20 protein-coding genes, 1 tRNA gene and 2 pseudogenes are annotated in these 22,183 nt (G+C 69.4%); 8 read left to right on the top strand and 15 right to left on the bottom strand.

From position 1 onward, the window contains the following. Positions 1-61 precede the first annotated feature (61 nt). A complete protein-coding gene (locus ACH4SL_RS11150; protein ID WP_398443677.1) occupies positions 62-1,117 on the bottom strand; it encodes a winged helix-turn-helix transcriptional regulator in 1,056 nt (351 codons plus the stop codon). 284 nt (positions 1,118-1,401) lie between these two features. On the opposite strand from ACH4SL_RS11150, the gene ACH4SL_RS11145 reads away from it, so the two are divergent. Both ACH4SL_RS11145 and ACH4SL_RS11140 read left to right on the top strand, forming a co-directional pair. Continuing rightward, positions 1,402-1,797 (top strand): VOC family protein, encoded by a 396-nt coding sequence (locus ACH4SL_RS11145; protein ID WP_398443675.1) that lies wholly within the window; start codon positions 1,402-1,404, stop codon positions 1,795-1,797. 431 nt (positions 1,798-2,228) lie between these two features. After that, positions 2,229-2,468 (top strand): annotated as a pseudogene (locus ACH4SL_RS11140) (helix-turn-helix domain-containing protein); the annotation flags it as partial. Between the two features lie 20 nt (positions 2,469-2,488). Here the strand turns inward: ACH4SL_RS11140 and sigJ are convergent. The 3 genes from sigJ to ACH4SL_RS11125 all read right to left on the bottom strand — a co-directional run bounded on the left by sigJ (position 2,489) and on the right by ACH4SL_RS11125 (position 5,621). Then, positions 2,489-3,490 carry an RNA polymerase sigma factor SigJ gene (gene sigJ / locus ACH4SL_RS11135; protein WP_398443673.1) on the bottom strand — a complete coding sequence of 334 codons (1,002 nt, stop codon included), beginning with the start codon at positions 3,488-3,490 and terminating at the stop codon, positions 2,489-2,491. Positions 3,491-3,635: 145 nt separating this feature from the next. Further along, positions 3,636-5,036, bottom strand: coding sequence for an NAD(P)/FAD-dependent oxidoreductase (locus ACH4SL_RS11130; protein WP_398443671.1), 1,401 nt, complete (start codon positions 5,034-5,036; stop codon positions 3,636-3,638). A 120-nt stretch (positions 5,037-5,156) separates the two neighbouring features. Further along, positions 5,157-5,621, bottom strand: coding sequence for a DUF2871 domain-containing protein (locus ACH4SL_RS11125; protein ID WP_398443669.1), 465 nt, complete (start codon positions 5,619-5,621; stop codon positions 5,157-5,159). Positions 5,622-5,810: 189 nt separating this feature from the next. Between ACH4SL_RS11125 and ACH4SL_RS11120 the strand changes: the two genes are divergently transcribed. After that, on the top strand, positions 5,811-6,710 hold the full coding sequence (locus ACH4SL_RS11120; protein WP_398443667.1) for a LysR family transcriptional regulator: 900 nt from the start codon (positions 5,811-5,813) through the stop codon (positions 6,708-6,710). Between the two features lie 62 nt (positions 6,711-6,772). On the opposite strand, the gene ACH4SL_RS11115 is transcribed toward ACH4SL_RS11120, so the two are convergent. The 5 genes from ACH4SL_RS11115 to ACH4SL_RS11095 all read right to left on the bottom strand — a co-directional run bounded on the left by ACH4SL_RS11115 (position 6,773) and on the right by ACH4SL_RS11095 (position 12,703). Next, a complete protein-coding gene (locus ACH4SL_RS11115) occupies positions 6,773-7,021 on the bottom strand; it encodes a hypothetical protein (protein WP_398443665.1) in 249 nt (82 codons plus the stop codon). Between the two features lie 247 nt (positions 7,022-7,268). After that, positions 7,269-7,712 carry a nuclear transport factor 2 family protein gene (locus ACH4SL_RS11110; RefSeq protein ID WP_398443663.1) on the bottom strand — a complete coding sequence of 148 codons (444 nt, stop codon included), beginning with the start codon at positions 7,710-7,712 and terminating at the stop codon, positions 7,269-7,271. A gap of 205 nt (positions 7,713-7,917) precedes the next feature. Next, complete coding sequence (locus ACH4SL_RS11105; protein ID WP_398443661.1) at positions 7,918-8,613, bottom strand: SMI1/KNR4 family protein; 696 nt, start codon at positions 8,611-8,613, stop codon at positions 7,918-7,920. A 492-nt stretch (positions 8,614-9,105) separates the two neighbouring features. Then, the gene (locus tag ACH4SL_RS11100; protein ID WP_398443659.1) at positions 9,106-9,810 is read right to left on the bottom strand and encodes an SMI1/KNR4 family protein; all 705 of its coding nucleotides are present in this window, start codon (positions 9,808-9,810) and stop codon (positions 9,106-9,108) included. 10 nt (positions 9,811-9,820) lie between these two features. Further along, positions 9,821-12,703, bottom strand: coding sequence for an RHS repeat-associated core domain-containing protein (locus ACH4SL_RS11095; RefSeq protein ID WP_398444102.1), 2,883 nt, complete (start codon positions 12,701-12,703; stop codon positions 9,821-9,823). 298 nt (positions 12,704-13,001) lie between these two features. On the opposite strand from ACH4SL_RS11095, the gene ACH4SL_RS11090 reads away from it, so the two are divergent. Both ACH4SL_RS11090 and ACH4SL_RS11085 read left to right on the top strand, forming a co-directional pair. Continuing rightward, on the top strand, positions 13,002-13,616 hold the full coding sequence (locus tag ACH4SL_RS11090) for a TetR/AcrR family transcriptional regulator (RefSeq protein ID WP_398443657.1): 615 nt from the start codon (positions 13,002-13,004) through the stop codon (positions 13,614-13,616). 41 nt (positions 13,617-13,657) lie between these two features. After that, the gene (locus tag ACH4SL_RS11085) at positions 13,658-14,866 is read left to right on the top strand and encodes an acyltransferase (protein WP_398443655.1); all 1,209 of its coding nucleotides are present in this window, start codon (positions 13,658-13,660) and stop codon (positions 14,864-14,866) included. Between the two features lie 150 nt (positions 14,867-15,016). On the opposite strand, the gene ACH4SL_RS11080 is transcribed toward ACH4SL_RS11085, so the two are convergent. Then, positions 15,017-15,086: transfer RNA gene (locus tag ACH4SL_RS11080), tRNA-Arg, on the bottom strand. A 647-nt stretch (positions 15,087-15,733) separates the two neighbouring features. On the opposite strand from ACH4SL_RS11080, the gene ACH4SL_RS11075 reads away from it, so the two are divergent. Beyond that, complete coding sequence (locus ACH4SL_RS11075; RefSeq protein WP_398444100.1) at positions 15,734-16,027, top strand: chaplin; 294 nt, start codon at positions 15,734-15,736, stop codon at positions 16,025-16,027. A 158-nt stretch (positions 16,028-16,185) separates the two neighbouring features. On the opposite strand, the gene ACH4SL_RS11070 is transcribed toward ACH4SL_RS11075, so the two are convergent. Continuing rightward, positions 16,186-16,470, bottom strand: coding sequence for a hypothetical protein (locus ACH4SL_RS11070; protein WP_398444115.1), 285 nt, complete (start codon positions 16,468-16,470; stop codon positions 16,186-16,188). Between ACH4SL_RS11070 and ACH4SL_RS11065 the strand changes: the two are divergent. Continuing rightward, positions 16,352-17,525: pseudogene (locus ACH4SL_RS11065) on the top strand (molybdopterin-dependent oxidoreductase); the annotation flags it as partial. The gene ACH4SL_RS11070 and the pseudogene ACH4SL_RS11065 overlap by 119 nt on opposite strands. 164 nt (positions 17,526-17,689) lie before the next feature. On the opposite strand, the gene ACH4SL_RS11060 reads toward ACH4SL_RS11065, so the two are convergent. From ACH4SL_RS11060 to ACH4SL_RS11050, 3 genes are all read right to left on the bottom strand, one after another. After that, positions 17,690-18,439 carry an anti-sigma factor domain-containing protein gene (locus ACH4SL_RS11060; RefSeq protein WP_398443653.1) on the bottom strand — a complete coding sequence of 250 codons (750 nt, stop codon included), beginning with the start codon at positions 18,437-18,439 and terminating at the stop codon, positions 17,690-17,692. After that, positions 18,436-19,020, bottom strand: a complete 585-nt coding sequence (locus tag ACH4SL_RS11055; protein WP_398443651.1) for a sigma-70 family RNA polymerase sigma factor — start codon at positions 19,018-19,020, stop codon at positions 18,436-18,438. Before ACH4SL_RS11055 ends, ACH4SL_RS11060 begins: the two co-directional genes overlap by 4 nt. A 330-nt stretch (positions 19,021-19,350) precedes the next feature. Then, complete coding sequence (locus tag ACH4SL_RS11050) at positions 19,351-19,917, bottom strand: TetR/AcrR family transcriptional regulator (RefSeq protein ID WP_398443649.1); 567 nt, start codon at positions 19,915-19,917, stop codon at positions 19,351-19,353. A gap of 150 nt (positions 19,918-20,067) precedes the next feature. Here ACH4SL_RS11050 and ACH4SL_RS11045 point away from each other — a divergent pair, with 150 nt between their 5' ends. Further along, positions 20,068-21,537 (top strand): MFS transporter, encoded by a 1,470-nt coding sequence (locus ACH4SL_RS11045; RefSeq protein WP_398443647.1) that lies wholly within the window; start codon positions 20,068-20,070, stop codon positions 21,535-21,537. Between the two features lie 27 nt (positions 21,538-21,564). On the opposite strand, the gene ACH4SL_RS11040 is transcribed toward ACH4SL_RS11045, so the two are convergent. After that, positions 21,565-22,182, bottom strand: coding sequence for a TetR/AcrR family transcriptional regulator (locus tag ACH4SL_RS11040; RefSeq protein ID WP_398443645.1), 618 nt, complete (start codon positions 22,180-22,182; stop codon positions 21,565-21,567). Position 22,183 lies beyond the last annotated feature (1 nt).

Genomic DNA, 22,183 nt, shown 5'->3' with positions numbered 1-22,183 from the left:
AACCGAAGACTATTCACGGAGAGGCAGGAAGGGAAGGTGTGTTGCCGGCAGCTTGAACGCCTCAGGCGATCATGTCTTCACGGCCGGCGGAGCCCGGGAGCAGTCCCGCCGCCTGCCGCCATTCCTGGCTGCGCTTGAGCACGACCGCACGCACCACCGGCACGCAGTGCGCGGGAATGGTCTCGGCTATTTCCCGCCAGCGGGCACCGTCAAGTTCGGTGATCAGCAGCAGGCGGAGCAGCGTCCGGCCGATCTCGGTGGCGCGCAGTGCGGGGTCCCGGGCGAGCTGGCGCACCAGCGACACCGTCCCGGCTCCCGGCGCGGTTTCCTCCGGCTGCTCCTCGCACACCGGGGGCTTCGCCGGTCGGCGCCGCGACCCCGCCGCGCCCTCCACCGGACACAACCGCTCGGGCACCGGGTTCATCCCGCTCTCCACCCGATGGCGCACGTCCCGTACGGTCCCCACCGACAGACCGGTGGCCCGGGCGAGCTCGCGCAGCGAGAGTTCCGGGTTGGCGGCCAGCAGCGCCGCGGTGCGGCGGCGGCCCTCGACGCTGCTGACGGGCCGGACCTTGCCGTCCAGGCCGAGGCGTCCGGCAGGGGCGGCTTCCCCGTCGAGCACCTGGCGGCGCACCTTGGCCACCGTCTTCGGGCTGAGGCCGGCGCGCTCGGCGATGGCGGAGTCGGACCACTGCGGGTGGGTACCGACGATGCGCCGGACCGCGGTCTTGCGCTCGCCCAGCGTCAGCGGCAGCCCGTGCCGGACGTTGCACTGGACGGAGAGCACGAAGGCGTCCGCCTCGGCACCGTCGAAGAAGCGGGCGGCCACTTCCGAGCGGCCGCTCGCCTCGGCTGCCCGCAGCCGGTGCACACCGTCAATGACCCTCATAGTGGAACGGTGAACCAATAGCGGTTCGACATTCCGTTCATTTTCCGCGAGCATGCGAATATGCCCGAGATCACCGGCGTGGGCACGCGGAGAATCAGAAACCACCAGGTCGCGAATCAATACCAGCTCAACCGGTAATTTGGCCAGAATTTCGGACACATCGGACGGAAGGTCGGTGCCCTCCACATGGACACTTGACCGATTGCAGACATCAGAGAGCAGCGTCACGACAGAAATCCCCCATCAGGCGTGAGCATTAGACGGCGCTCGCCGGCGCAGTACATTGCGGGGGAAGCCTAGATGCCCTATTGCATCAAAGTCCAGTGCCATGCGGGCCCGGCGGGAGCATATTTGCGCCATGCAGCGGACCCGTCCCGGATCTCCCCTCCGGATTCTCCGGGGCACACCGATCCGGGCGCTGTCGCACCAAATCCCTGACATGGAGAAGGGGATTTCTTCCGCTCTGCCTCCTACATTTTCGGACCCGTCTTCTTCACCGCCGAGGAGCAGCAATGATCATTAATCCACGACTCGCCGTGCTCTACGCAGCCGATCAGGAGCGCACAGTGGAGTTCCTCACCCGCACCCTGGGTTTCGAGATCATCGTCGATGTTCCGCACGGTGGCGGAAATCGTTGGGTGGAATTGGGGGTTCCGGGATCGGTGACGTCGGTGGCGGTCGCCGCCGTCGGGCCCGAGATCCGCGCCGCGCTCGAATCGGCGGCCGGCCGGATGGTGCACGGCTGGTTCGACTGCGACGACCTCGACGCGACCTGCTCCCGACTGGAGGAGCAGGGGGTGACGTTCACCGTGGCGCCGCAGCCCACACCCTGGCGGGAGGGCGGCAGGTGGGCGCAGATCGCCGGCTCCGACGGGCATCTGTACGGGCTGACCGAACGGCTCGGCTGAACCGGGCCGCGGCAGGCGGGGACCGCTTGGGTCCGGCGGGGTGTGCAACCCCGGATCTTCCCGGGTTGCACACCCCGCCCGACCCCGGGCCGGCGTGTCCGGCCGCCGCCCGTCCCTCCGTCCCGTTCACCTCGTGCCCGCCCCCGTCGTCGGCCGTCATCGGTTCTCCTCGGTCGTCCCACGCGGCGCCCCCGGCGTACCGCCCCCACGGCGGCGGCGCCTCCGGTCGCCCCCACCCAGACGCACGGGACCTCCGGTCTGTGACATCGCCCGTGGCGACCACCCTCCGGAAGGGGTCGGCTTCGTGATGTCACATACGCCCGGCAGATTTCGTCTTTATGACGTAGAGCCGACGAGAGAGGAACGTCCGCCCGCGGGTCCGGTGAGCGCCGCCCCGCGGGGACGACGCCCTTCTGTTGCAGGGGAGTTCGATGAACCAGGACGTCTGGCAGGAGACCGCCGTGGCCGCCCGGGCACACGCGGAGCGACGGCAGTCCGAACGCCTGGAGGCCATCGCCGAGGCGATCAGGGACCGGCGCCTGCGTCTGCGGATGACGCAGCGGGAGCTGGCGGTCCGGTCCGGCGTGCCGCAGCCCCATCTGTCGCGGCTGGAGACCGGGCGCGCCGGCATGCCCACCATCACCGTCCTGGACCGCATCGGATACGCCCTCGGCCTTTCCTTCGTCGCCCGCTACGACGACCCCGACCGGTCGCCGCCTGTGGGCGCGAAGCCGGCAGCCGTCCCACCCATCCCGGCGAGTTTGTCCTGGTTCGCCATGATCCACACACGTGTCACCCGCTCCCCGGCCGGTTCGAGGTCGAGCACGACCAGCCCGACCGGCTCGTCCCCGGCGGTGATCAGTCCCGCGGGCCCGCCGTTGACGCTGATGACCGAGCCGGTGAGCACACCGCCCGGCGCGCCCGCCGCACAGGTGGCGAGCGGCCGGAGGAAGCGCTCGATGCCGTGCACCAGCAGACGCCCGACGCGCTCCGCCCCGTGCACGGGCGTCCGCGGCACACCGCGCCGCCCGTTGCCGTCGTTCCACACCGTGACGTCGGGCGCGAGCAGGCCGAGCAGCCCCTCGACGTCCGCGCCCAGCGAGGCGGCCAGGAAGCGTTCGGTCACCCGGCGGCACACCGCCTGGTCGGAGGGGAACCGCGGCCTTCGGTCGTGGACGTGCGTACGCGCCCTGCTGGCCAGCTGCCGCACCGCGGACTCCGAGCGGTCGACGGCGCTCGCGATGTCCGCGAAGGAGAACTCGAACACCTCCCGGAGCACGAACACCACCCGCTCCAGCGGTGAGAGCGTCTCCATGACCACCAGCATGGCCATCGAGACGGACTCGGCGATCTCCACCCCCTCCTCGATGCCGGGCCCGGTGAAGAGCGGCTGCGGCAGCCACGGACCCACGTACGTCTCCCGCCGGGCCTTGACCCGGCGCAGCCGGTCGAGCGCGAGCCGGCTCGCTATCCGGACCAGGAAGGACTGCGGATTGTCGATCTGCGCCGCATCCACGCGGCTCCACCGCAGCCACGCCTCCTGGACCACGTCCTCCGCGTCGTCGACGCTGCCGAGAACGCGGTAGGCCACTCCGAAGAGCAGGCCGCGGTTGTCCTCGAAGGGCCCCACGGCCTGGTGCGGCTGGCCCGTCGCCGCCGGGGAGACGGCCTCTTCGGTCACGGTCGCGGACATGTTGCCTCCTGGGTGCGGGTACCGGACGGGTGCGGGGGTCGAGGAACACCCCGTAGTCATGACGGACCCCGGACCGCAGAGGTGACCACGCGTGAATGGCGCGGGTCCGCAGCGGGCCCGCGCCATTCACCGGTACGACGGTCTCCTACGCCCGCAGGATCTCCACCGTCGGCTCCGTCGAGAGGTACAGGCCGGACAGGGCGCGCTCCGGGGAGTTCGGTCCCACCAGCATGTCCTCGCCGTGCACGCCCAGCGGGACGCCCTCCGGCGCGAGGGCGTCGGCGACCCGGTCGAACGCCCGCTCCTGGGCGTCCGCCAGGTCCTCCACACCGGTGACGATGTGCAGGAACGCCTCGTGCAGGTTGAGCCGGTGCTTCTCCCCCGCGGTGAGCTTCTGGGCCCGGTAGAACTGCTCGTCGCGGCCGCGGTAGTTCTGGTAGAAGAGCGACACCACGATCAGCAGCCGCTCGTAGGAGGTCCGGTAGGCCTTCTCGTAGAAGGCCAGGGCCTCCTGCTCCGGAACGGTCTCCCGCAGGACCGACGTGATGGTGGCCGCCGCCAGCAGGGCGCTGAACATCGCCAGGTGCACCCCGGTGGACAGCAGCGGGTCGAGGAAGCAGGCGGCGTCGCCGGCCAGCAGGTACCCCGGGCCGCCGAAGTTCTCCGTGACGTAGGAGTAGTCGGTCTCCGCCTTGACCTCCGTGACGAGCTCGGCCTTCTCCAGCAGGTCGGTGACGAGTTCGCTCTCGGCCAGCTTGTCGTGGTAGATCTTCGCCAGCTCCACCCCCTGGGCCTGCTGCTCGCGCAGGTGCTCCTTGCTGATCACGGCGCCGACGCTGACCCGGTCGTCGTGCAGCGGGATCTCCCACAGCCAGCCGTGCGGGATGGAGCACACCCCGATGGCTCCCTCGGGCCCCTGTTCCAGGGGCTTGGCCCCCTTCCAGTAGCCCCACAGCGCCACGTTCTTGAACACGTCGTGCAACCGCCGGCTGCTGTGGTGCTTGGTGGCCAGCAGCCCGGCCCGCCCCGACGCGTCGAGGATGTAGTCGAACGCGATGGTCCCGCTCTCGGACCGGTCGGTGCGCTCCCATGCCGCGCTGACCGCACGGCCCTCCTCGTCGAAGTGGACCTTCTTGACGGCGACGCCCTCCTGCACGTCGACGTGGTTCTCCCGGGAGTGCTCCAGGAGCAGGTTGTCGAACTCCGAGCGCACGACCTGCCAGCTGTACTCGGTGCCGAACAGCTCGTTGAACCGCAGCTCCCACTGCTCGGAGCCCCAGGCGAAGTAGGCACCGCCCTTGCGTTTGAAGCCGTGCGCCTCGATCTTGCCCCGCACGCCCAGAAGGTCCAGGACGGGCAGGCACGAGGGAAGGAGCGACTCACCGATGTGGTACCGAGGAAAGTGCTCCTGTTCCAGCAGTGTGACCGTGAAGCCCTGGCGGGCGAGCAGCGTCGCCGCGGTCGAACCCGACGGGCCGCCTCCGACGACGAGAACCTGGACGGACTCGCGCATGGTGTGGTCTCTCCTCTTTGCTGCCTCGGACATGGCTTTCCTTGACTGCGGGACCAGCTTCGCGAGAGGTGCTATCGACTCTGCAGCGTCTCCGTATCACCGCCGCACACCCCGGCCCCGGCTCCGGGGCCCGGCGGGGGACGTCCCGGTGCCTCAGCCGACGGGGTCCGGGGCGGGGTGCTCGTGGTCCGGGCGGGGCGGCCTGACGTGTTCGTCGACGCGCTTGCCCAGGAGGACGAACAGCAGGACGAGCCCCACGGTGAGCAGGATGTGGCCGAATCCGGCGGTCAGCGGCACGGCCTCCGCGATGTGGTCCTCGTCGCGGCCGAGCACGGTGAGGATGCCGTGCACGGCCATCATGCCGGTGGAGACGGCGATCCCGGCGTTGTAGAACCAGAAGAACGCGGTGAACAGCCTCGTGCCCGACAGCCGGAACAGCTTGTCCAGCGCGAGGACGATCAGGAAGCCGATCATGCCCAGGGTCAGGACATGGGTGTGCACGAGCCCCAGCTGGGTGTCCCCGGTGAAGTCCTCGGCCTTGGTGAACTCCCGGTAGAAGAGCCCCGACACGACCCCGATGATCATGTACACGTGCGCTGCGTAGTAGGACTTCCGCATGGCGGGCCCGTTCCCCCAGAAGTGGATGGCTGTGCGGTCGAGTTCTGCCCGCGGGCGGCGTCGCCGGATCCGGTGGCTGCCTCGGCAAGGACGTCTCCCAGGATCCGGCAGGGCCGCGGGGTGATCAATCTCCGGCTCCACATGGTCTGATAAGCGAAAGATTATGGATGTCGTACGGGGGTGGCCGCGGTGGAACTGCGGGATATCGAGATCTTCCTGACGCTGGCCGAGGAGTTGCACTTCGGCCGGACCGCGGACCGTCTGCACGTGTCACAGGCGCGCGTGAGCCAGTCGATCGCCAAGCAGGAGCGGCAGATCGGCGCGCGCCTCTTCGCCCGCAGCAGCCGCCGCGTCGAACTCACCCCCATCGGGGCACAGTTGCGCGCCGACCTGAGCGCGGGCTACCAGCAGATACTGGACGCCACCCGCGCGGCGTCCTCCGCCGCCCGCGGCGAGGTGAGCACCCTGACGCTGGGGCTGTACGGGCCGCAGGCGCTCGACCTCGCGGACTTCCTCGACCTCTTCCGCAACCGGCACCCGGAGATCCGGCTCCATATCCGCGAGGTCCACTTCACGGACCCCTTCGGCCCCCTGCGCGCCGGCGCGGTCCAGGTGTCGACCACCTGGCTGCCGGTCCGCGAGCCCGACCTCACGGTCGGCCCGCTGGTCGCGAGCGAGCCCCTGGTCCTCATGGTCGCCGCCGACCACCCCCTCACGACCCGCGCCACGGTCGGCATGGAGGACCTCGCCGACTGGCCGCTGCCGCACTCCGCCTCGCCCGTCCCCGAATACTGGCTGCAGACCCTCTCCCCCACCCACACCCCGTCCGGCCGCCCCATCCGCCGCGGCCCCGCCGTCTCCACCTTCCAGGAGGTCGCCGCGGTGGTCGCCACCGGCGAGGCCGTCTCCCTCGTCCACGGCGACGCCGCCCGCCACTACCGCTGGCCGGGCATCCGCTACCTGCGCCCGTACGACGCCCCGGTCGGCAACTGGGCCCTCATCTGGCCCACCGCGACCGAGACCGCCCTCATCCGCACCCTCGCCCGCGCCGCCCAGGACGCGGGCCCGCGTACCACTCGCACCACCTGAACCCCACCGCACGGCCCGGCCCGGCGGCCACTTCCCGACCGCTCAGCCGCCGGCACCCGCCGTCACAGCGGCAACCCGAGATCGACGGCGCCACCCAGCCGGTCGGTGGCACGCACGCTCACGGCCGAGGCCGGAATCCAGACCGTTGTGCAGCCGGGCGAAGAGGCGATCTCCACGGCATCCTCGCCGGTACCTTCGATTTCCAGCCCGAGGAGATCCCCGGCAACCAGGACGTGCTCGGCACCGTAAGGCTCCAGAACCACACTGCAGTGTTCTGTCGCCATGCAGGTGAGGAGCAGCCGGACCGTCACCGTGTACCTCTCCTCTCCCGGACCACGATGCGCCAACGAGATGTGGGCTCGTCAGAGACCCGAAGGAAGATCGTATCCGCCGTCGAAGCCGAGGCCACGGGGAGCAACCCGCCCGCGGCCTGCACCCGGGCGAAAGCGCCCCTGATGTCGCCCGATCCAGCCCGGCCTCACGGACGGTGTCCACCAGCAGCGCGACGAGACCCCCAGCGAGTCCTGCCTCGGACAGCCCCCTGTCGAACGCTCGACGTCAGGAGACGTCCTTACGCAACGCCGCGATGAGGCGGTCAAGGCCCCCGCGTGCCGTGTGCGTGCGGATCGGGTCGATGTAGTCGCGTGACTCGATGATCTGGCCGTCCCGGACACGCATGACGAAGACGCAGGGGACCTTGGCCGTGGAGTCGTCCGGCAACGTGAACTCGTAGGCGAACTCGGCGACGATCACTTCAGGATCGGCGGTCTCGTGCACGACGACATCGACGACCCGCCTCTTGGGCAAGGACCCCCGAACGTCCGCCGGCACGGTGAAGTGCTCCTGGAGCGCACGCCGACTCGTCAACGGCTCGGACTCCGGCGTCGCCATCGGATGCCGGACATCGGTGACCTCGCCGTACAGGGCCGGCAACTCGTCGAAGGACTCGTCGGCAACCCCATGAACAAGCCGGAGAAACACCTCGCGCGGGCTCAGACCCACAAGACCTCCCCAAGTAATACGTGCAGGCGCCTGACGATCATTGTCGCCCGCCCCGGGCCGGTCCCGCAGACTGTTTCGACCAACCGCACCCCGCCCCCCCAACCGCGAAGGCGCGTCAGGCCACTACGCGTCGGCCGAGCGGTAGACCAGGGGTACGCGTCGGGTCCGCGCGGGACCGCCCTGGGCATCGGGGCCATCGTCACGTTCAGCGCTCCGGGATGTCCCCTCCGGGAATATATTCCAGAGTTCCGTCTGGCTGCATGACGACAAGGAGGCCGTCATCTCCGTCATATTCTTCAGCCTCGTTGGCCTCGAAAAGCTCCTGAAGATACTCCCACGGATCAACCCCCTCGCTCTTCAGGTGTCTCTCTTCAGCCTCGTTCAGATACCGCGAGTTTGGCGCACCGTAGAGTGTAGGACTCTCCAGGGGGCGCTCCCCGGACGGTCCGAGCATCTTCACGACGAACTCGGCCATCCCAAGGTCGTATACTCTGAATTCCTCCTCCCGGCTGCGGACCACCACGGGCCATCGGTCTGGATCGGCGTCCGCGGTGTCCCAGTAGAGGACTGCTGAGTCGACCGTCGCCCCCCAACAGATCAGCCCCCCGTTCTCCGGCCAAACGGGGTAGGACCAGTCTCCCTGTTCCTGCGCAAGAGAACGGGCAACGGAGGTGAGATCGCCGAGGGTCGATTCGCCATGCCCTGCCGGGTCGAGAGCCGTCGCGATGACCAAGTAGGCATCGATCGAACCGGCACCGTAACTGGACAAGAAATCGCGGTAGTCCTCCGGGAATTCTGTACCCCAGGACTCCACCACCGCCTGCCAATCTTCAACAGCCCCAACAGGCCGAGCCGGTGGGCGCAGCAACGTCCTCAACACATCCACAAAACGGTGCGTCATCCTTTCCCCCCCTCACCTCACACCTGCCTTTGGCAAGGTGCTCGAACACACAGAGCACGACTCCACACCTATGTTGACCCACCTCGCCTTCACGGGACTTTGGACGACATTCGGCACCACGTCAGCTTCCCAGACCCCGCAGTTGTTCTGTGCGGTCACAACTGGAGCGGTCCCAGCCGAGAACGTCGCACATCCGCTTCACCCTGTGGGCGTTCCGGTGCTCGTCGACGAAACGGAAGCGGATCACCGTGTCGTCTCCCGCGCGAAAGAGGCGGCGGCTTTCCGGAAGATCTCGTTGTCCTCCTTCAGCCGGGCGTTCTCCCGCCGCAGGCGCTGGAGCTCGTCCTTCTCCTCCGGGGTCACGCCGGCGTCACCCTGCCGCCCGCGGACCGGGCCCCCAGCGTCCAGGTGTCGGAATCTCGGGGTCCATCGCCTTGCCAACAACCTCGACATCACGCTTTGAGGTTCAGTAGCGGCGCCTGAAGGAAGAGTTCAGCGCTCCGGGATGTCCCCTCCGGGAATATATTCCAGAGTTCCGTCTGGCTGCATGACGACAAGGAGGCCATCATCTCCGTCATATCCATCAGCCTCGTTGGCCTCAAAAAGCTCCTGCAGATACTCCCACGGATCAACCCCCTCGTTCTCCAGGCGTCTCTCTTCAGCCTTGCTCAGATACCGCGAGTTGGGTGCACCGTAGAGCGTGGGACTCTCCAGGGGGCGCTCCGCGGACGGTCCGAGCATCTTCACGATGAACTCGGCCATGCCGTATTCGTATTCCGTGAACTTCCTGTCGTCGCCGCGGACCACCACCGGCCACCGGTCAGGATCGGCGTCCGCGGTGTCCCAGTAGAGAGCCTCGCCGTCAACCGTCGCACCCCAGCAGATCAGCCCTCCCTCCTCCGGCCACACACGGTAGGACCAGTTGCCCTGCTCCTGTGCCAGTGAACGTGCGACGGAGGTAAGTCCGACAAGCGTGGTTTCGTCGTGGTCCGGAGAGTCGAGCACCGTCGCCACGAGGAAGTAGTCGTCGATCGAGCCGCCACCGTAAGCAGCAAGGAAATCGCGGTAATCGCGCGGAAAATTCACGCCCCAGGATTCCCGGGCCACCTCCCAGTCGACGGTTGATCCGACAGGCTGCGACGGTGGCCGCATCAACGTCACAAGAAGGTCCACAGAAGGGTGCATCTCACGCGTCATTCCCAACCCCTCACCTGACACCTGGCTTCGGCAATGCACTTGCGCATGCGGAGCACGATTCTACACCTATGTTGACCCACCTTCCCTTACTGGGACTGTAGATGAGGTTCGGAACAACCTCCGCCTGCCAGGTTCCGTAGCTGTTCTGAGCGGTCATGACGAAGGCATAGGGGACAGTCCGGTTGCCGAGATATTTGGGCGTCACACGGTAGCGGACGCTGGCTCCGCTCTCCACCTCGGCCCGCACAATGTCCTCGAATTCATCCATGTTGCCGGGTCGACCGGGATCGGTCCGGTCTTGTCTATCCGCGTTGGTCGAGCGTCCGCACGTCGCGAGGTTGTACAGCGCACCGGACCCCGACAATTGCTTTCCCAGCAGGTGGCATCTGTTCACAGACAGCTTGCTGTCCGCTGCCCCAAGGCTGTCGGAGAATTTTTTAGCCCAGCGGTAGCCGGCGGGTTCGGAAGCAGGATTTCCTCCAGGAACGCCTATCAACGACTGAGTAAGACAAGCCTCGACACCGATCGCTCGCCCTCCATTCGCCTTGTCGCGCCCATCGTATTTTACCCATCCGCTTGTACAGCCGTTCCCCTCTTCTTCGTCCTCCCCTGTGAAGATATCCGTTGTCGTCGATCCGTTCCGAACGTTCAGCAGGGACGTTTCGAGGTCATCATTTGCTTGCTGCAAGGAAAAATTGTTGTCGAGGCCGGACACATCCTCGGAGACCGCCAGGGCGCCCGCTGTACCCGTGAGGTCGACGGGAGTGGCGATAACGGGGCCGCCCTTGGGGCCTGAAGGCACGATGCAGTGCCGGAGGGCGCAGGGGTCTCGCGGGGGCGGAGGCGGACCGACCCTTTTCGGCGCGGGCTCCCTCGGCCGCCTGGGTTTGCCCGAGGATTCAGGGGCAGGGGCTGAGGATCCCGATGTGCCGCGTGACGTGCAGGCAGCGAAGTAGCAGGCGCCGTGCTGGGTGTTGGTGGTGCAGTAGTAGGCGTAGTAGCAGGTATTCGACACGCAGTAGTAGGCGTAGTAGCAAACACTTGCCTGTGATTGGAATTCGTCCTCCGACGGGTTTTGGATACCCAAACTGGCGAAGAACGGGGCAATGTCTGCGTAGATGATCCCGCCCACAACCGTCCCGGTCACAATCTGGGCCAGGGTGGATGACGCTGTACCTTTCAGCCCAAGTTTCGTGGCGCCCCACAGGATGGCCCGCGTCTCGCCCGGCACTTGCAAATGCCCGCTGGGGTCAATGCCGTTCAGCGGGTCGGCGTTGGCGTAGGTGTAGCGGTTGGCCTGGACGGAGGGGTTGGGGTCGAGTTGGTAGGTGTCGCGGGAGTCGAAGGTGCCGGTGGTGGGGTCGTACCAGCGGGCGTTCATGTCGACCTGGCCGGTGGTGGGGTCGGTCCAGGCGCCCTGGTAGCCGAGGGCGGGGGTGGTGCCGGTGGTGGCGGTGGGGGTGCCGAGGGGGTCGTAGGCGGTGGACGTCGCGGGGGTGGCGGCGTCGGGGGTGAAGGTCGCGGTGAGGTCGCCGTGGGTGTTGCTGTAGGCGAGGACGCCGGTGCCGTTCTGGTCGAGGGCGAGGAGGTGGCCGACCGGGTCGTAGGTGTAGGCGGAGGAGCCGTCGGTGGTGATCTGGGTGGAGGCGCCGGCGTAGGTGAAGTGGGCCCCGCCGCGGGTGGTGAGGCGGTCGAGGGCGTCGTAGGTGTAGGCGGTGGCGCCGGCCGCGGTCATGCGGTCGAAGGCGTCGTAGGTGTAGGTCTGCGGGTGGTCGCCGCCGGTGACGGAGGTGAGGGTGCCGCGCGGGGTGTAGGTGTACGTGGCGCCGGTGCTGTCGCCGGTGCGGTGGTTCTGCTCGTCGTAGTCGGCGGTCGTGGTGCCGTTCTTGACGAGGTTGCCGGAGGCGTCCCAGCCGTAGTCGGTGGTGGTCGTGCCGCGGGTCCAGGAGGACAGCCGGCCTGACGGGTCGTAGGTGTAGGTGTCGGTGCCGGCTCCGGCGGTGCCGGTGGTGGCCCTGGTGGTGAGTTGGTCGTCGCGGTCGTAGCCGTAGGTGGTGGCCGCGACGGTGGCGCCGCCGGGGGTGGTGAGGGTGTCGCTGGTGAGCCGGTCGAGGTCGTCGTAGCCGAAGGTGCGGGTGTCCTTGCCGGTGCCGTACCCGACGGTTGCCGGGTTGCCGTCCTGGTCGTAGTGGTAGCTGAGGGCGGCGCCGGTCAGGGGTTCGGCGACGCCGGTGAGCTGCCCGGCGTTGTCGTAGGCGTAGGTGGCCGTGCCGGCGGCGCTCGTGCCAGCCGTCATCTGCCCGGCGTCGTCGTAGGTGTAGGAGCTGGTGCCCGACGGCCCGGTGGCGGTGAGCAGCTGGCCGCGGTCGTTGTAGGTGAAGGTGTCGGGGGTGGCCGGGGCGTCGGTGGCGGCGGTCAGCATCCGCCCGGCCAGGTCGTAGGTGAACAGGTGGCCGCCGGTCGTCGTGCCGGCGCCGGTGGCGGTGCTGCTGGTGACGCGGCCGAGCGCGTCGTAGGCGCTGGTCTGCTTCACGCCGCCCGGCTCGGTGGCGGTGACGGCCTGGCCGGCCTTGTCGTAGGCGGTGGTCCAGGTGCGGTCGGACGGGTCGGGCGCGGTCGCGGTGGCCGGCTCGATGGTGGACTCGGGCAGGCCGAGGGAGTTGAAGGTGTACCAGGTGGCGTTGCCGCGGCCGTCGGTGAGCCGGGTGCGGTTGCCCGCCGCGTCGTAGCCGAAGGTCGTGGTGACCGGGGTGGTGCCGTCGCCCGGCTCGACCTGCCGGGTCACGCGGCCCGCGGCGTCGTAACCGTAGGTGGTGGTGTGGGGCGGGGTGGCGTAGTCGGTGACGCTCGTGGCGTTGCCGTTCGCGTCGTAGCCGACGGCTGCCGAGCGCAGGGTGGTGCCGCCCTTGGACTGGGCGGTGCCGGTCTGGCGGCCCGCCGCGTCGTACGCGGTCGTGGTGGTCAGTCCAGTGCCCGAGCGGAACGAAAAAGTTTCGATGAGTGAGCAGCCGGCCCGTGGCGGCTCGAACGCTCCGGAGGAGCAACGCCCGCCTCCCGCCTGCGGCTCGACGCCGGGGGCGACCGGCTCGGGCCTGTCCGAGCCGTGCCGGGCAACTCACGCGACCACGCGCGTCCAGGAGCGCCCCGGCCGCAGACCGGCCGCAGACCGGACGCCGATTACGCTGCGAGGCATGACGGCGGTGGACAAGAGTGATCTGACGGGGCGGGCGCGGTTGCGGGACGCGGCGCTCGAGCTGTTCGCGGAACGGGGCTTCGCAGCGACGTCGACGAGAGCGGTGGCCGCGGCCGCGGGACTGTCGCCGGCTTTGGTGACCCGACACTTCGGGTCGAAAGAGGGGCTGCGGGCGGCAGTCGACGAATACGTGCTGGACCGGATCGGCACGGAACTGGAGACGGTTGACGCAGACGCCGGGCTGATGGAGTCGCTCGGCAAGGTCTCGGCCCGGCTGTTCGGAGCGGACCCGGTGCTGCGTGGCTACCTGCGCCACGTCCTGATGGAGGACAGCGCGGCAAGCGCCGACCTGTTCGGACGGCTGCTGAACGGAGCGCGGGCGGAGCTCGCCCGGTTGTCCACGGAGTACGGCAGCCGCTCCCCGGAGGGGGAGTGGGCGGCATTCCAGGTGCTGTGCCTGGTCCTCGGTCCGTTGCTCCTGGAGCGCGTGATGCAGCCCCATCACAGCGAGCCGATGTTCGATCCGCAGGTCCTGGCACAGCGCAGCGCCGCCAACCAGCGCCTGCTCCTCCAGGGGCTCTACGGCTCACCCGAGGACCGAAGCGGGGGGTAGCACCAGTGCCCGAGTGTACAAGTGTTGAGCAAGATGAACACATGTACACACTCGATTTCGGAACACAGCCCGCTGCGGTACGCCGTGCACGCCGTCTGGACTGGCTGGACAACCTACGGATCGCGCTGACAGTCCTGGTCGTGGTTCACCACGCCGCGCAGCCCTACGGCCCCGCGGACTGGTGGTACGTCGAGGGGCAGCCCCGCACGCCTGCCCTGGCCACGCTTTCGGCGGTCGACGGCTCGTTCTTCATGAGCCTGTTCTTCTTCGTCTCCGCCGTCCTCATGCCCGGCTCCCACCGACGCCACGGCACCCGGCGGTTCCTGAAGAGCCGTCTGATCCGGCTCGGCATCCCGGTGGCGGTCGGCGCACTGACGATCGTGCCCGGTCTGATGTACGCGTACTACGTCCACTACCGCGGCTACCCGTCCCTCTCCTTCCCGCGCTACTTCGCCGACGTCTACCTCGGGCTGGGGGACAAGCCGGCCGACTGGACGGGACCGTCCTGGCCGGACCTGCAGTTCGGGCACCTGTGGTTCATCCAGAACCTGCTGGCCTACACCGTGCTGTACGTGGCCTGCAGCCGAGCCGGCCGTCTGCTGGGGCGCCTGCGCCGCACCCCACCGACACGCCGACAGCGCCCGGCCCCCGGACACCGTGCCCTGCTGCTGACGACCGCGGCGATCACGGCCGCAACCTTCCTGATCCGGCTGAAGTACCCGCTGGACACCTGGGTCCCGGTGCTCGACTTCCTCCAGGTCGAGCCTGCCCGAGTGCCGCAGTACGCCGCCTTCTTCACCCTCGGTGTGCTGGCGTATCGCTACAGCTGGCTGGACAGGTTCGACGCCCGGGCCGGGTGGGTGTGGCTGGGCGGCGGTGCGGCCGGGGTCGCCGTACTGTTCGTGATCGGCGCGGACGCCAACTGCTTCGGCCCCGGCGGCTTCAACGCACCGGCCCTTACCTGGGCGGCCTACGACAGCGCCCTGTGCGTGGCCCTGTGCGTCGGTCTGCTCACCGCGTTCCGCGAAACGGTGACCCTCGGCAGCCGCCTGTTGACGGAGCTGTCCGCCGACTCCTACGGCGTGTACATCCTTCACCTGCCGCTGGTGGTCACCGTCCAGTACTCCCTGGCAGACCGCGGCCTTCCCCCAGTCGTTCTGTGGGCAACGGCCAGCGCGCTCGGCCTGGCGGGCGCCTTTTTGTCGGCGGCCGGGCTGCGACGGCTCCCTGGTTTTCGTCAAGTGCTGTGAGCTCTTTCCCGCGGGGCCGCCGGCGCTGCCCTGGCGCCGGGACTCCGAGCGGTGCTCAGCCGTCCGCCGGAGGGGCCGCGCCGGAAACGCAACGGGCCCCCGACCGGGGGCCCGCGCAGGTCGCGCCCGCTGCGTCCGCGGGCGCCTCGGTGGGGCGGCTGGGACTCGAACCCAGGACCGGCGGATTAGGAGTCACCCGGAACCCGTGCCGGAGGGTGACGCGTAGTCCGCCAGGATCCTGTCCGTGCAGGTCAGGAAGTGAGCCCGTCCGCCGTACGACGCTTGGTCCCACCGGATCCAGCGGCGTCCGGGCTCACACCGGGCTCACACATATCACCCCCGATATCGGGAAGCGCGCCTTGGTCGCGCTCACCAGCGACGAGGGTTTAGCTCTATTCGAACGCGAACGCCTCATGGGGCATACCTCGCATACAGCATGTAAGCGACGACCTTACGGCCCGGATGGCCCGGACCGATGGCTCCTCTGATCACGCCCGAGGAGCTGCGCCCCCGGAGGGGGCGATGTGGACCCGCCCGCCCCGTAGTGCACTCCCATCGCACTCGACACCTCCCCATCGCCCCACCGGGGTCGCAACTTGTCCTCGGAGTTGCGGGGCTGAGGCTCAGCGCGCGCGATGCGGGGACGACCAAGGCCGGGATCGTGGCCCGGCGAGGGGTGATGGTCGGAGGCCGGAGCTCGTGGTGGCCACGCTTGCGCCTGGATCGGTGTCGCCGCGTAGGGCGTACGGGTGATTTCGGCCGTCTTGAGCAGTCTGCACGAATGGTGGCAGCGGATTACCGATGACTGGCCGCGGCACGCGGCCGTCCGGCGGCGCTGCCGCTGCGACGAGAGGAATACACGTGAAGATGACGTATCCACGAAATCAGCTGATGCGAGCCGCGGGACTGATCGCAGCCGTAGGCGCGGTTGTACTCGGCGGAGCGGCCGTCGCGTCGGCTGACAGCGGGGCACAAGGAGTGGCGGTCGGTTCGCCGGGTGTGCTGTCGGGGAACGTGGTGCAGGTTCCGATCAGCATCCCGGTCAACGCCTGCGGCAACACCGTCAGCGTGATCGGCCTGCTCAACCCCTCGTTCGGCAACGTCTGCGTCAACGCCGACTGGCACATGGACGGGCAGAACGGCTGGCATGCCGGTATGTGACGCGGCAAGGATGCCACGGCGATCCTGCCGCAGGCGTACGGGCTGCTGTCACCGGCCGTACGCCTGTAGCCGGATGCGGGTAGTGACGGCTTCGTCCGTCGGTATGCGAAAAGGTAATCCGTAGCGGAATGCCGGGCGGATTGGTCCTGGATCCTTTTTCACCCGATCAGGTCCGGGACCAGTCCGCCGATGGTGCAGAACCGGATTCCCTGCGTGAGGAACGAAGAGAGGGACCGGCAGGTACGGCCGGGATGGCCGCGCGTGGCGCTGGGAGCGCTGAGCGGAGTCCTCGCCGGTTTCGCCGCGCTGGCGGTGGCGGTGGCGGTGGCGGTGGCGGTGGCGGTGGCGGTGGCCGAGCTGACCGCAGCGCTGGTGCGTCCCCGGTCCGGTCCGATCATTGTCGTGGGCGGCGCGTCCATCGACGCGACGCCCGCTTCGGTCAAGGACTGGGCGATCCGTCACTTCGGCACCAATGACAAGCTCGTGCTGCAACTCGGCATCCTCGCCGTGCTCGCCGTGTTCGCCCTGGTGCTGGGCGTGCTGGCGGTACGGTTCCCGCAGGCCGGCGGCGCCGGAGTCCTGGTCTTCGGTGTTGTCGGCGCAATGGCTGCCGTCAGCAGGCCCGACTCCACCAGTCCTGTCGACGTGCTGCCCTCCGTCGTGGGGGCCGTTGCCGGTGCGCTGCTGCTGTACGTCCTGGCGAGCCGGCTGCGCTCGGTCGGGCGGGCGCCGGCAGGCGATTCCGGGGGTGGCAGTTCGGAGGCCCATCCGCCGAACCGCGAGGCATGGGACCGGCGGGGGTTCGTCATGACCGCCGTCTCCGCCGCGGCCGCGTCGGCCGCGGTGGGCGCGGTCGGCCGCTCACTGACCGCCTCGCGCGGCCGGGACGCGGTCGCCTCGTACACCTTCGAGGACTTGCTGCGCAGGGAACTGATCGAGCGGACCATCACCTTGACGCGTGTCTCCAACGAGGTCGGCGGACCGTACGTGGGCAACGCCCGCTGGATCGGGGGTGCGGCTGGCCGACCTTCTGGCCGAGTGCGGTGTGAAGCCTCCGAGTCAGGGTGGCCCGGCCGACCAGTTGGTGGCCCGCTCGGTGGACGGCATGACGATCGGCAGCCCGGTCGAGGAGGTCATGGACGGCCGGGACGCGATGCTCGCCCTCGGCATGAACGGCGAACCACTGCCCTTCGAGCACGGTTTCCCGGTCCGGATGGTCGTGCCCGGCCTGTACGGATTCGTCTCCGCCTGCAAGTGGATCAAGGACATCGAACTCACCACCTTCGGCTCCTACGACCCCTACTGGGTCAAACGCGGCTGGGCACGCCGGGCTCCGATCAAGACCGAGTCCCGTATCGACACGCCCAAGCCCTTCGCACGGCCCGAGGCCGGCACGGTGATGGTCGCCGGGGTCGCCTGGGCCCAGCACCGGGGAATCGACCGGGTCGAGGTGCGCGTCGACGACGGTCCCTGGCAGGAGGCGGAACGAGCCGCGGAGGCTGATCAACGGAAGCGGCACACGCCTGATGGAGCGGCACATGAACGGCCGGCCCGGCTGGGACACGTACAGGGCCCGCACCAGTGCCTTCTTCCCCCTGCCACCTCGCCGGCGCGGGTAGCCGCGTGGGGAGTCCGCGGCTGACGGGCTCCCCACGCGCGCCGTCATGCCGGCAAGCCGAGCAGTGCGACCGGGGCCGAGGTCGGCTGTCGCGATCCTCCCGCGGGCTCCACCGTGATTCCGACGCCCGAGGCGCCGGCGACCGGACCCTGCATCAGGACCACCTGACTACTGCGGCCGGGATCCATCAGACCCGCCGAGCGCATCCTTCCGCCGTCGGAGAACCACAGCTGGTACACCTTGCCGCGCGGTGGTGCCGCCATCGACGACACCACGAACACGGCCCGGTCGCGGGAGGCGGAGACCACCAGCGTGCCCGAGGCGCCGGCCACCCGCACCGAACGCGACCTGGCGTCGGGAGCGGTCAGCACGTCCGCCACGTCCTCGGCGTGCCGCTGCGCCCGCACGGCCCCGTGCCGCGCGTCCTGGGCGCGCTCGTACTGCCACACGGCAGTCCCGCCGAACGCGGCCGCCGCGGCCACGCTGGCGGCCAGCACCCACCGGGCCCAGCCCCTCGTGTGCGGCACGCCACGGCGGACGCGGTCCAGCGGAGCGGCACCGGGCGGCACCTGCCGCACCGTGGCGACACGGTGCAGCACCTGCTCCCGCATGGCCGGGCGCGTACCCGCCGTGGACGCCAGTGCCAGGCGCCCGGCGGTTGCCGTGAACTCCGCGACCTCCTCACGGCACGCGTCGCACCCGGCCAGGTGCCGCTCGAAGTCGGCCCGTTCCTCGTCGGCCATCGCGTGCAGCGCATAGGCGCCCGTCAGCGAGTGCAGATCTGTGGTGGTCACGCGGTCACCCCCAGGCAGTCACGCAGGCGGATCAGCCCGTCGCGCAACCGCGTCTTGACCGTCCCGAGCGGCAGGGCGAGTGCTTCGGCGACTTCCCGGTAGGTCAGCCCCCGGTAGTACGCCAGGGTGACCGACTGCTTCTGCACCGCGGTCAGCGTCCGCAGGCAACGCCGGACCTGCTCGTGCTCCAGCCGGGTCTCGACCTGCTCGGTCACCTCGTCGTAGGCCGGCTGCTGCTCCAGCAGCGCGACCTTGGTGTCACGGGCAGCCGCGGCCTCCACCGACCTGATCCGGTCCACGGCCCGCTGGTGGGCAAGGGTGAGGATCCAGTTGATGGCCGAACCGCGCTCGGGCCGGTAGCGCGGAGCCGTGCGCCACACCTCCACCATCACCTCCTGCGCCACCTCCTCGGACTGCGCATGATCACGCAGAACGGCCCGGGCAACCCCGAGGACGGAACCGGCCACGGCGTCGTAGACCGTGGCGAAAGCCTCCTGATCACCCAGCGCCACCCCGTGCAGCAGGTGCTGCAGGTCAGGTTTCACCGTCGGCCCCACGCCGATGTGTACCGGTTCCTTCATGAACTCTCCCGTGTGCGTGACAGGGCAGAACGCCTCCGTGTAATCCGGTGCCGCGCGGGCTGTGGATTGGTCGCAAGCGCTCGGAGACCGCCCACCGGCTGACAGCCGCAACGGCAGGTCCTGCCGCGTGCGGCGGGGCCCAGAATTCGCCCTGCCAAGGATCAGGAGCCTGGCGCGCCGCCGTTGCCCCGGGTGCGTGCAGCGGACTGAAATGAGGGCCCGCTCGGATTCCGCGAGGGCTTGACGGGCGATCGCCGGGCCTGGACCGAGCTCTGCACCCGGCTCACCACCGGATGGCCACGCGCACTGCCCCCATGAGCCGGGGCGGGGTCACAGCAGCCGGTCGACCAGTTGGTCGGTGTAGTCCGGGGTGAGCGGGCCCATGCCGAACAGGACGCGGATGTACATCGGGGCCAGGATGTGGTCCAGCACGTCGAGCACGTCGGGTGCGTGCTCGCCGCGTTCGCGGGCGCGATCGAGCACGGCCTGCAGTTGCCGGGTGCGTTCGTCGCGGAGGGCGTCACCGGCCCGCAGGCCCTGCTGACCGCTGTTCGACAGGGCGACGACCAGGTGCAGCAGCGCAGGACCGTCGGGTCCGGTGATCTCGCGGGCCACTTGGGCCGCGTACGTGCGCAGGTCGCCGGCCAGGGTCCCGGTGTCGGGCATCGGTGACTGCGCGTTGAGGCGGGTGAGCGCCACATCGCCGAGCAGGGTCTCCAGGCTGCCCCACCGGCGGTAGATGCTGCTGTCGGCCACACCCGCCCGGGCCGCGACGTCGCCGACGCTGAAATTGCCGTAACCGCGCTCACCGATCAGCTCGGTGACTGCCTGGTGCACCTCCGCCGCGACGCGGGCGCTGCGCCCGCCGGGCCGCCGGGTTTGCTGTCGCTCGTTCATACCCCCCACTTTAACGCAGTTAGTACTTGCGTTTGCGAGCAACCCTCCCTATAGTCTCTTAACGCAGCCCCAAACTGCGTTAGAGCGCTCAGGCGTCCAGCCACCCGCGTCGACCGCGGCCGGGCGCAGCCAAAACGGAGGGAAACCCGCATGCCCGCATCACCAACGGCCACCGGCGGTCGATCGAACCGGGGCGTACTGCTCACGGTGACCTGCCTGGGCCAGTTCATGGTCCTGCTCGACAACACGATCGTCGGAGCGGCGCTGCCCGACATGCAGCAACGCCTGCACACCCAACTGACCGGCCTGCAATGGATCGTCGACGCGTACGTACTGCTGGTCGCCATGCTCCTGCTGTCCGGCGGGATCTTCGCCGACCGGTTCGGCCGCAAGCAGGTGTACCTGACCGGTGTGGTGATCTTCACCGCCGCGTCCGGGCTGTGCAGCCTCGCACCCTCCGTCGGCTGGCTCATCGCCGGCCGGATACTGCAAGGCATCGGAGCCGCCGCCGTGAGCCCCGCCTCGCTCGCCCTGCTCGCCGCCGCCTATCCCGTACCGCAGGAACGGGTCAAGGCGATCGGCCTGTGGGCCGGACTCAGCGGGATCGGCCTGGCCGCAGGCCCCGTCGCCGGCGGAGTGCTGACCGAGGCCTTCGGCTGGCCCGCCATCTTCCTGGTCAACCTGCCCATCGGCCTGATCCTCCTGGTGGTCGGCCTGCGCCACCTCGAAGAGACCCGCAACCCGAACGCCCCCGCGATCGACATCCCCGGCACGGTCCTGTCCGTGGCAGGGGTGGGGGCGATGACCTACGGCCTGATCGAGGGCGGCGCCCGCGGCTGGACCTCACCGCTCATCCTGAGCAGCTTCGCCGCCGCCGCGATCCTGCTCGCCGCCTTCTTCGCGGTCGAGGCGCGCCGCCCCGCACCGATGCTGCCGCTGCGACTCTTCCGGCAGCGCCTGTTCACCGTGTCCAACACCGCCATGGTCGTGGTGGGGTTCGCGCTCATGGGCTCGTCGTTCTTCTTCTCCCAGTTCTTCGTGTACGTCCAGGGCGCCTCGATCCTGCGCGCCGGCCTGCAAACCCTCCCCATGTCCCTCGCCATGGTGGCCGTCAGCCCCTACGCGGGCAGGCTCGCCGCCCGCTACGGCTTCCGTGTCGTGGTCACCACCGGCCTGGCCCTGGCCGGCCTCGGACTCCTGACGCTCGGCCTGGTGCACGCCGACACCGCCTACGCGAACGTCTGGTGGCGGCTGGCAATCGTCGGCACCGGCTTCGCCCTGACCCTGTCCCCCCTGACCGGCGCCGCCATCCAGGCGGTCAGCCCCCAGGAAGGCGGCCTCGCCTCCGGCATCAGCAGCACCACCCGGCAGATCGGCGCCGTACTCGGCGTGGCGGCACTCGGAGCCGTCGTCCGCACCCGCCAGTCCGGCGGCGCCTCCTTCGAGACCGGCCTCGACAGCGCCTTCCTCACCGCCGGCGCCATCACCCTGGCCACCGCCGTCTTCACCGGCCTGTGGCTGGCCAGGTCCAAGCCCGCAGAAGACGCCAAGGCGCAGCAACGCCCCACCGGCCCAGGTGCCGTCACCACCTCGAACCAGGCGTCCGCGAACAGCCGTTGACAACAACCGCCTCAGCCGACAACGGCTTCACGGCGCCGGGTCAGCGCGTCGAAGACCGGGGAAGGCGGCGGGAGTTGCCCAGCCGCGCAGTACGGCGTCAATCGTCGACCGGAACGCGGTGTCGGCCGCGGTGCCGGCGAGGCTGCCGGCGAGTTCGAGGGTCACGAGCCCGTGCAGGGCGACCCACAACGAGACGGCGATCCGGGTGGTGTCGCCCGCGAGGATGCGGTCCGCGACGGCGTGGTCGATCGCCGCGGCAAGAGGCCGCACCGGGTCGCGGTCACCGACCCGCGCTGACGGGACGAAGGACTGCGCGCCACCGAACAGCACCGTGTACAGGTGGCGGTGTTCGCGTCCCCAACGGCGATACGCCGCGGCCAACGCGTACAGATCCTCCAGGGGGGCCTGCGAGCCGGGAACAGCCGTCAGATCCTCAAACAGGCCGGCGACCGCCTGGTCGCGCACCTCGCGGATCAGGCCGTCCTTGCCCTCGAACAAGGTGTACACCGCCGCGGTCGACGTGCCGGCGGCGGTGGCCAGCGCGCGGACGGTGACCGACTCCTGGGGACGGGTGGCGAACATCTCGGTCGCGCATGCCACGAGCCGTTCCCTGACGGCGGCGTCGTTCGTCCTCGGCCTTCCCATG

Source organism: Streptomyces sp. NPDC021020 (genome assembly GCF_044333285.1).
GTDB lineage: Bacteria > Actinomycetota > Actinomycetes > Streptomycetales > Streptomycetaceae > Actinacidiphila.
This window is presented reverse-complemented; position numbering and strand designations above follow the sequence as displayed.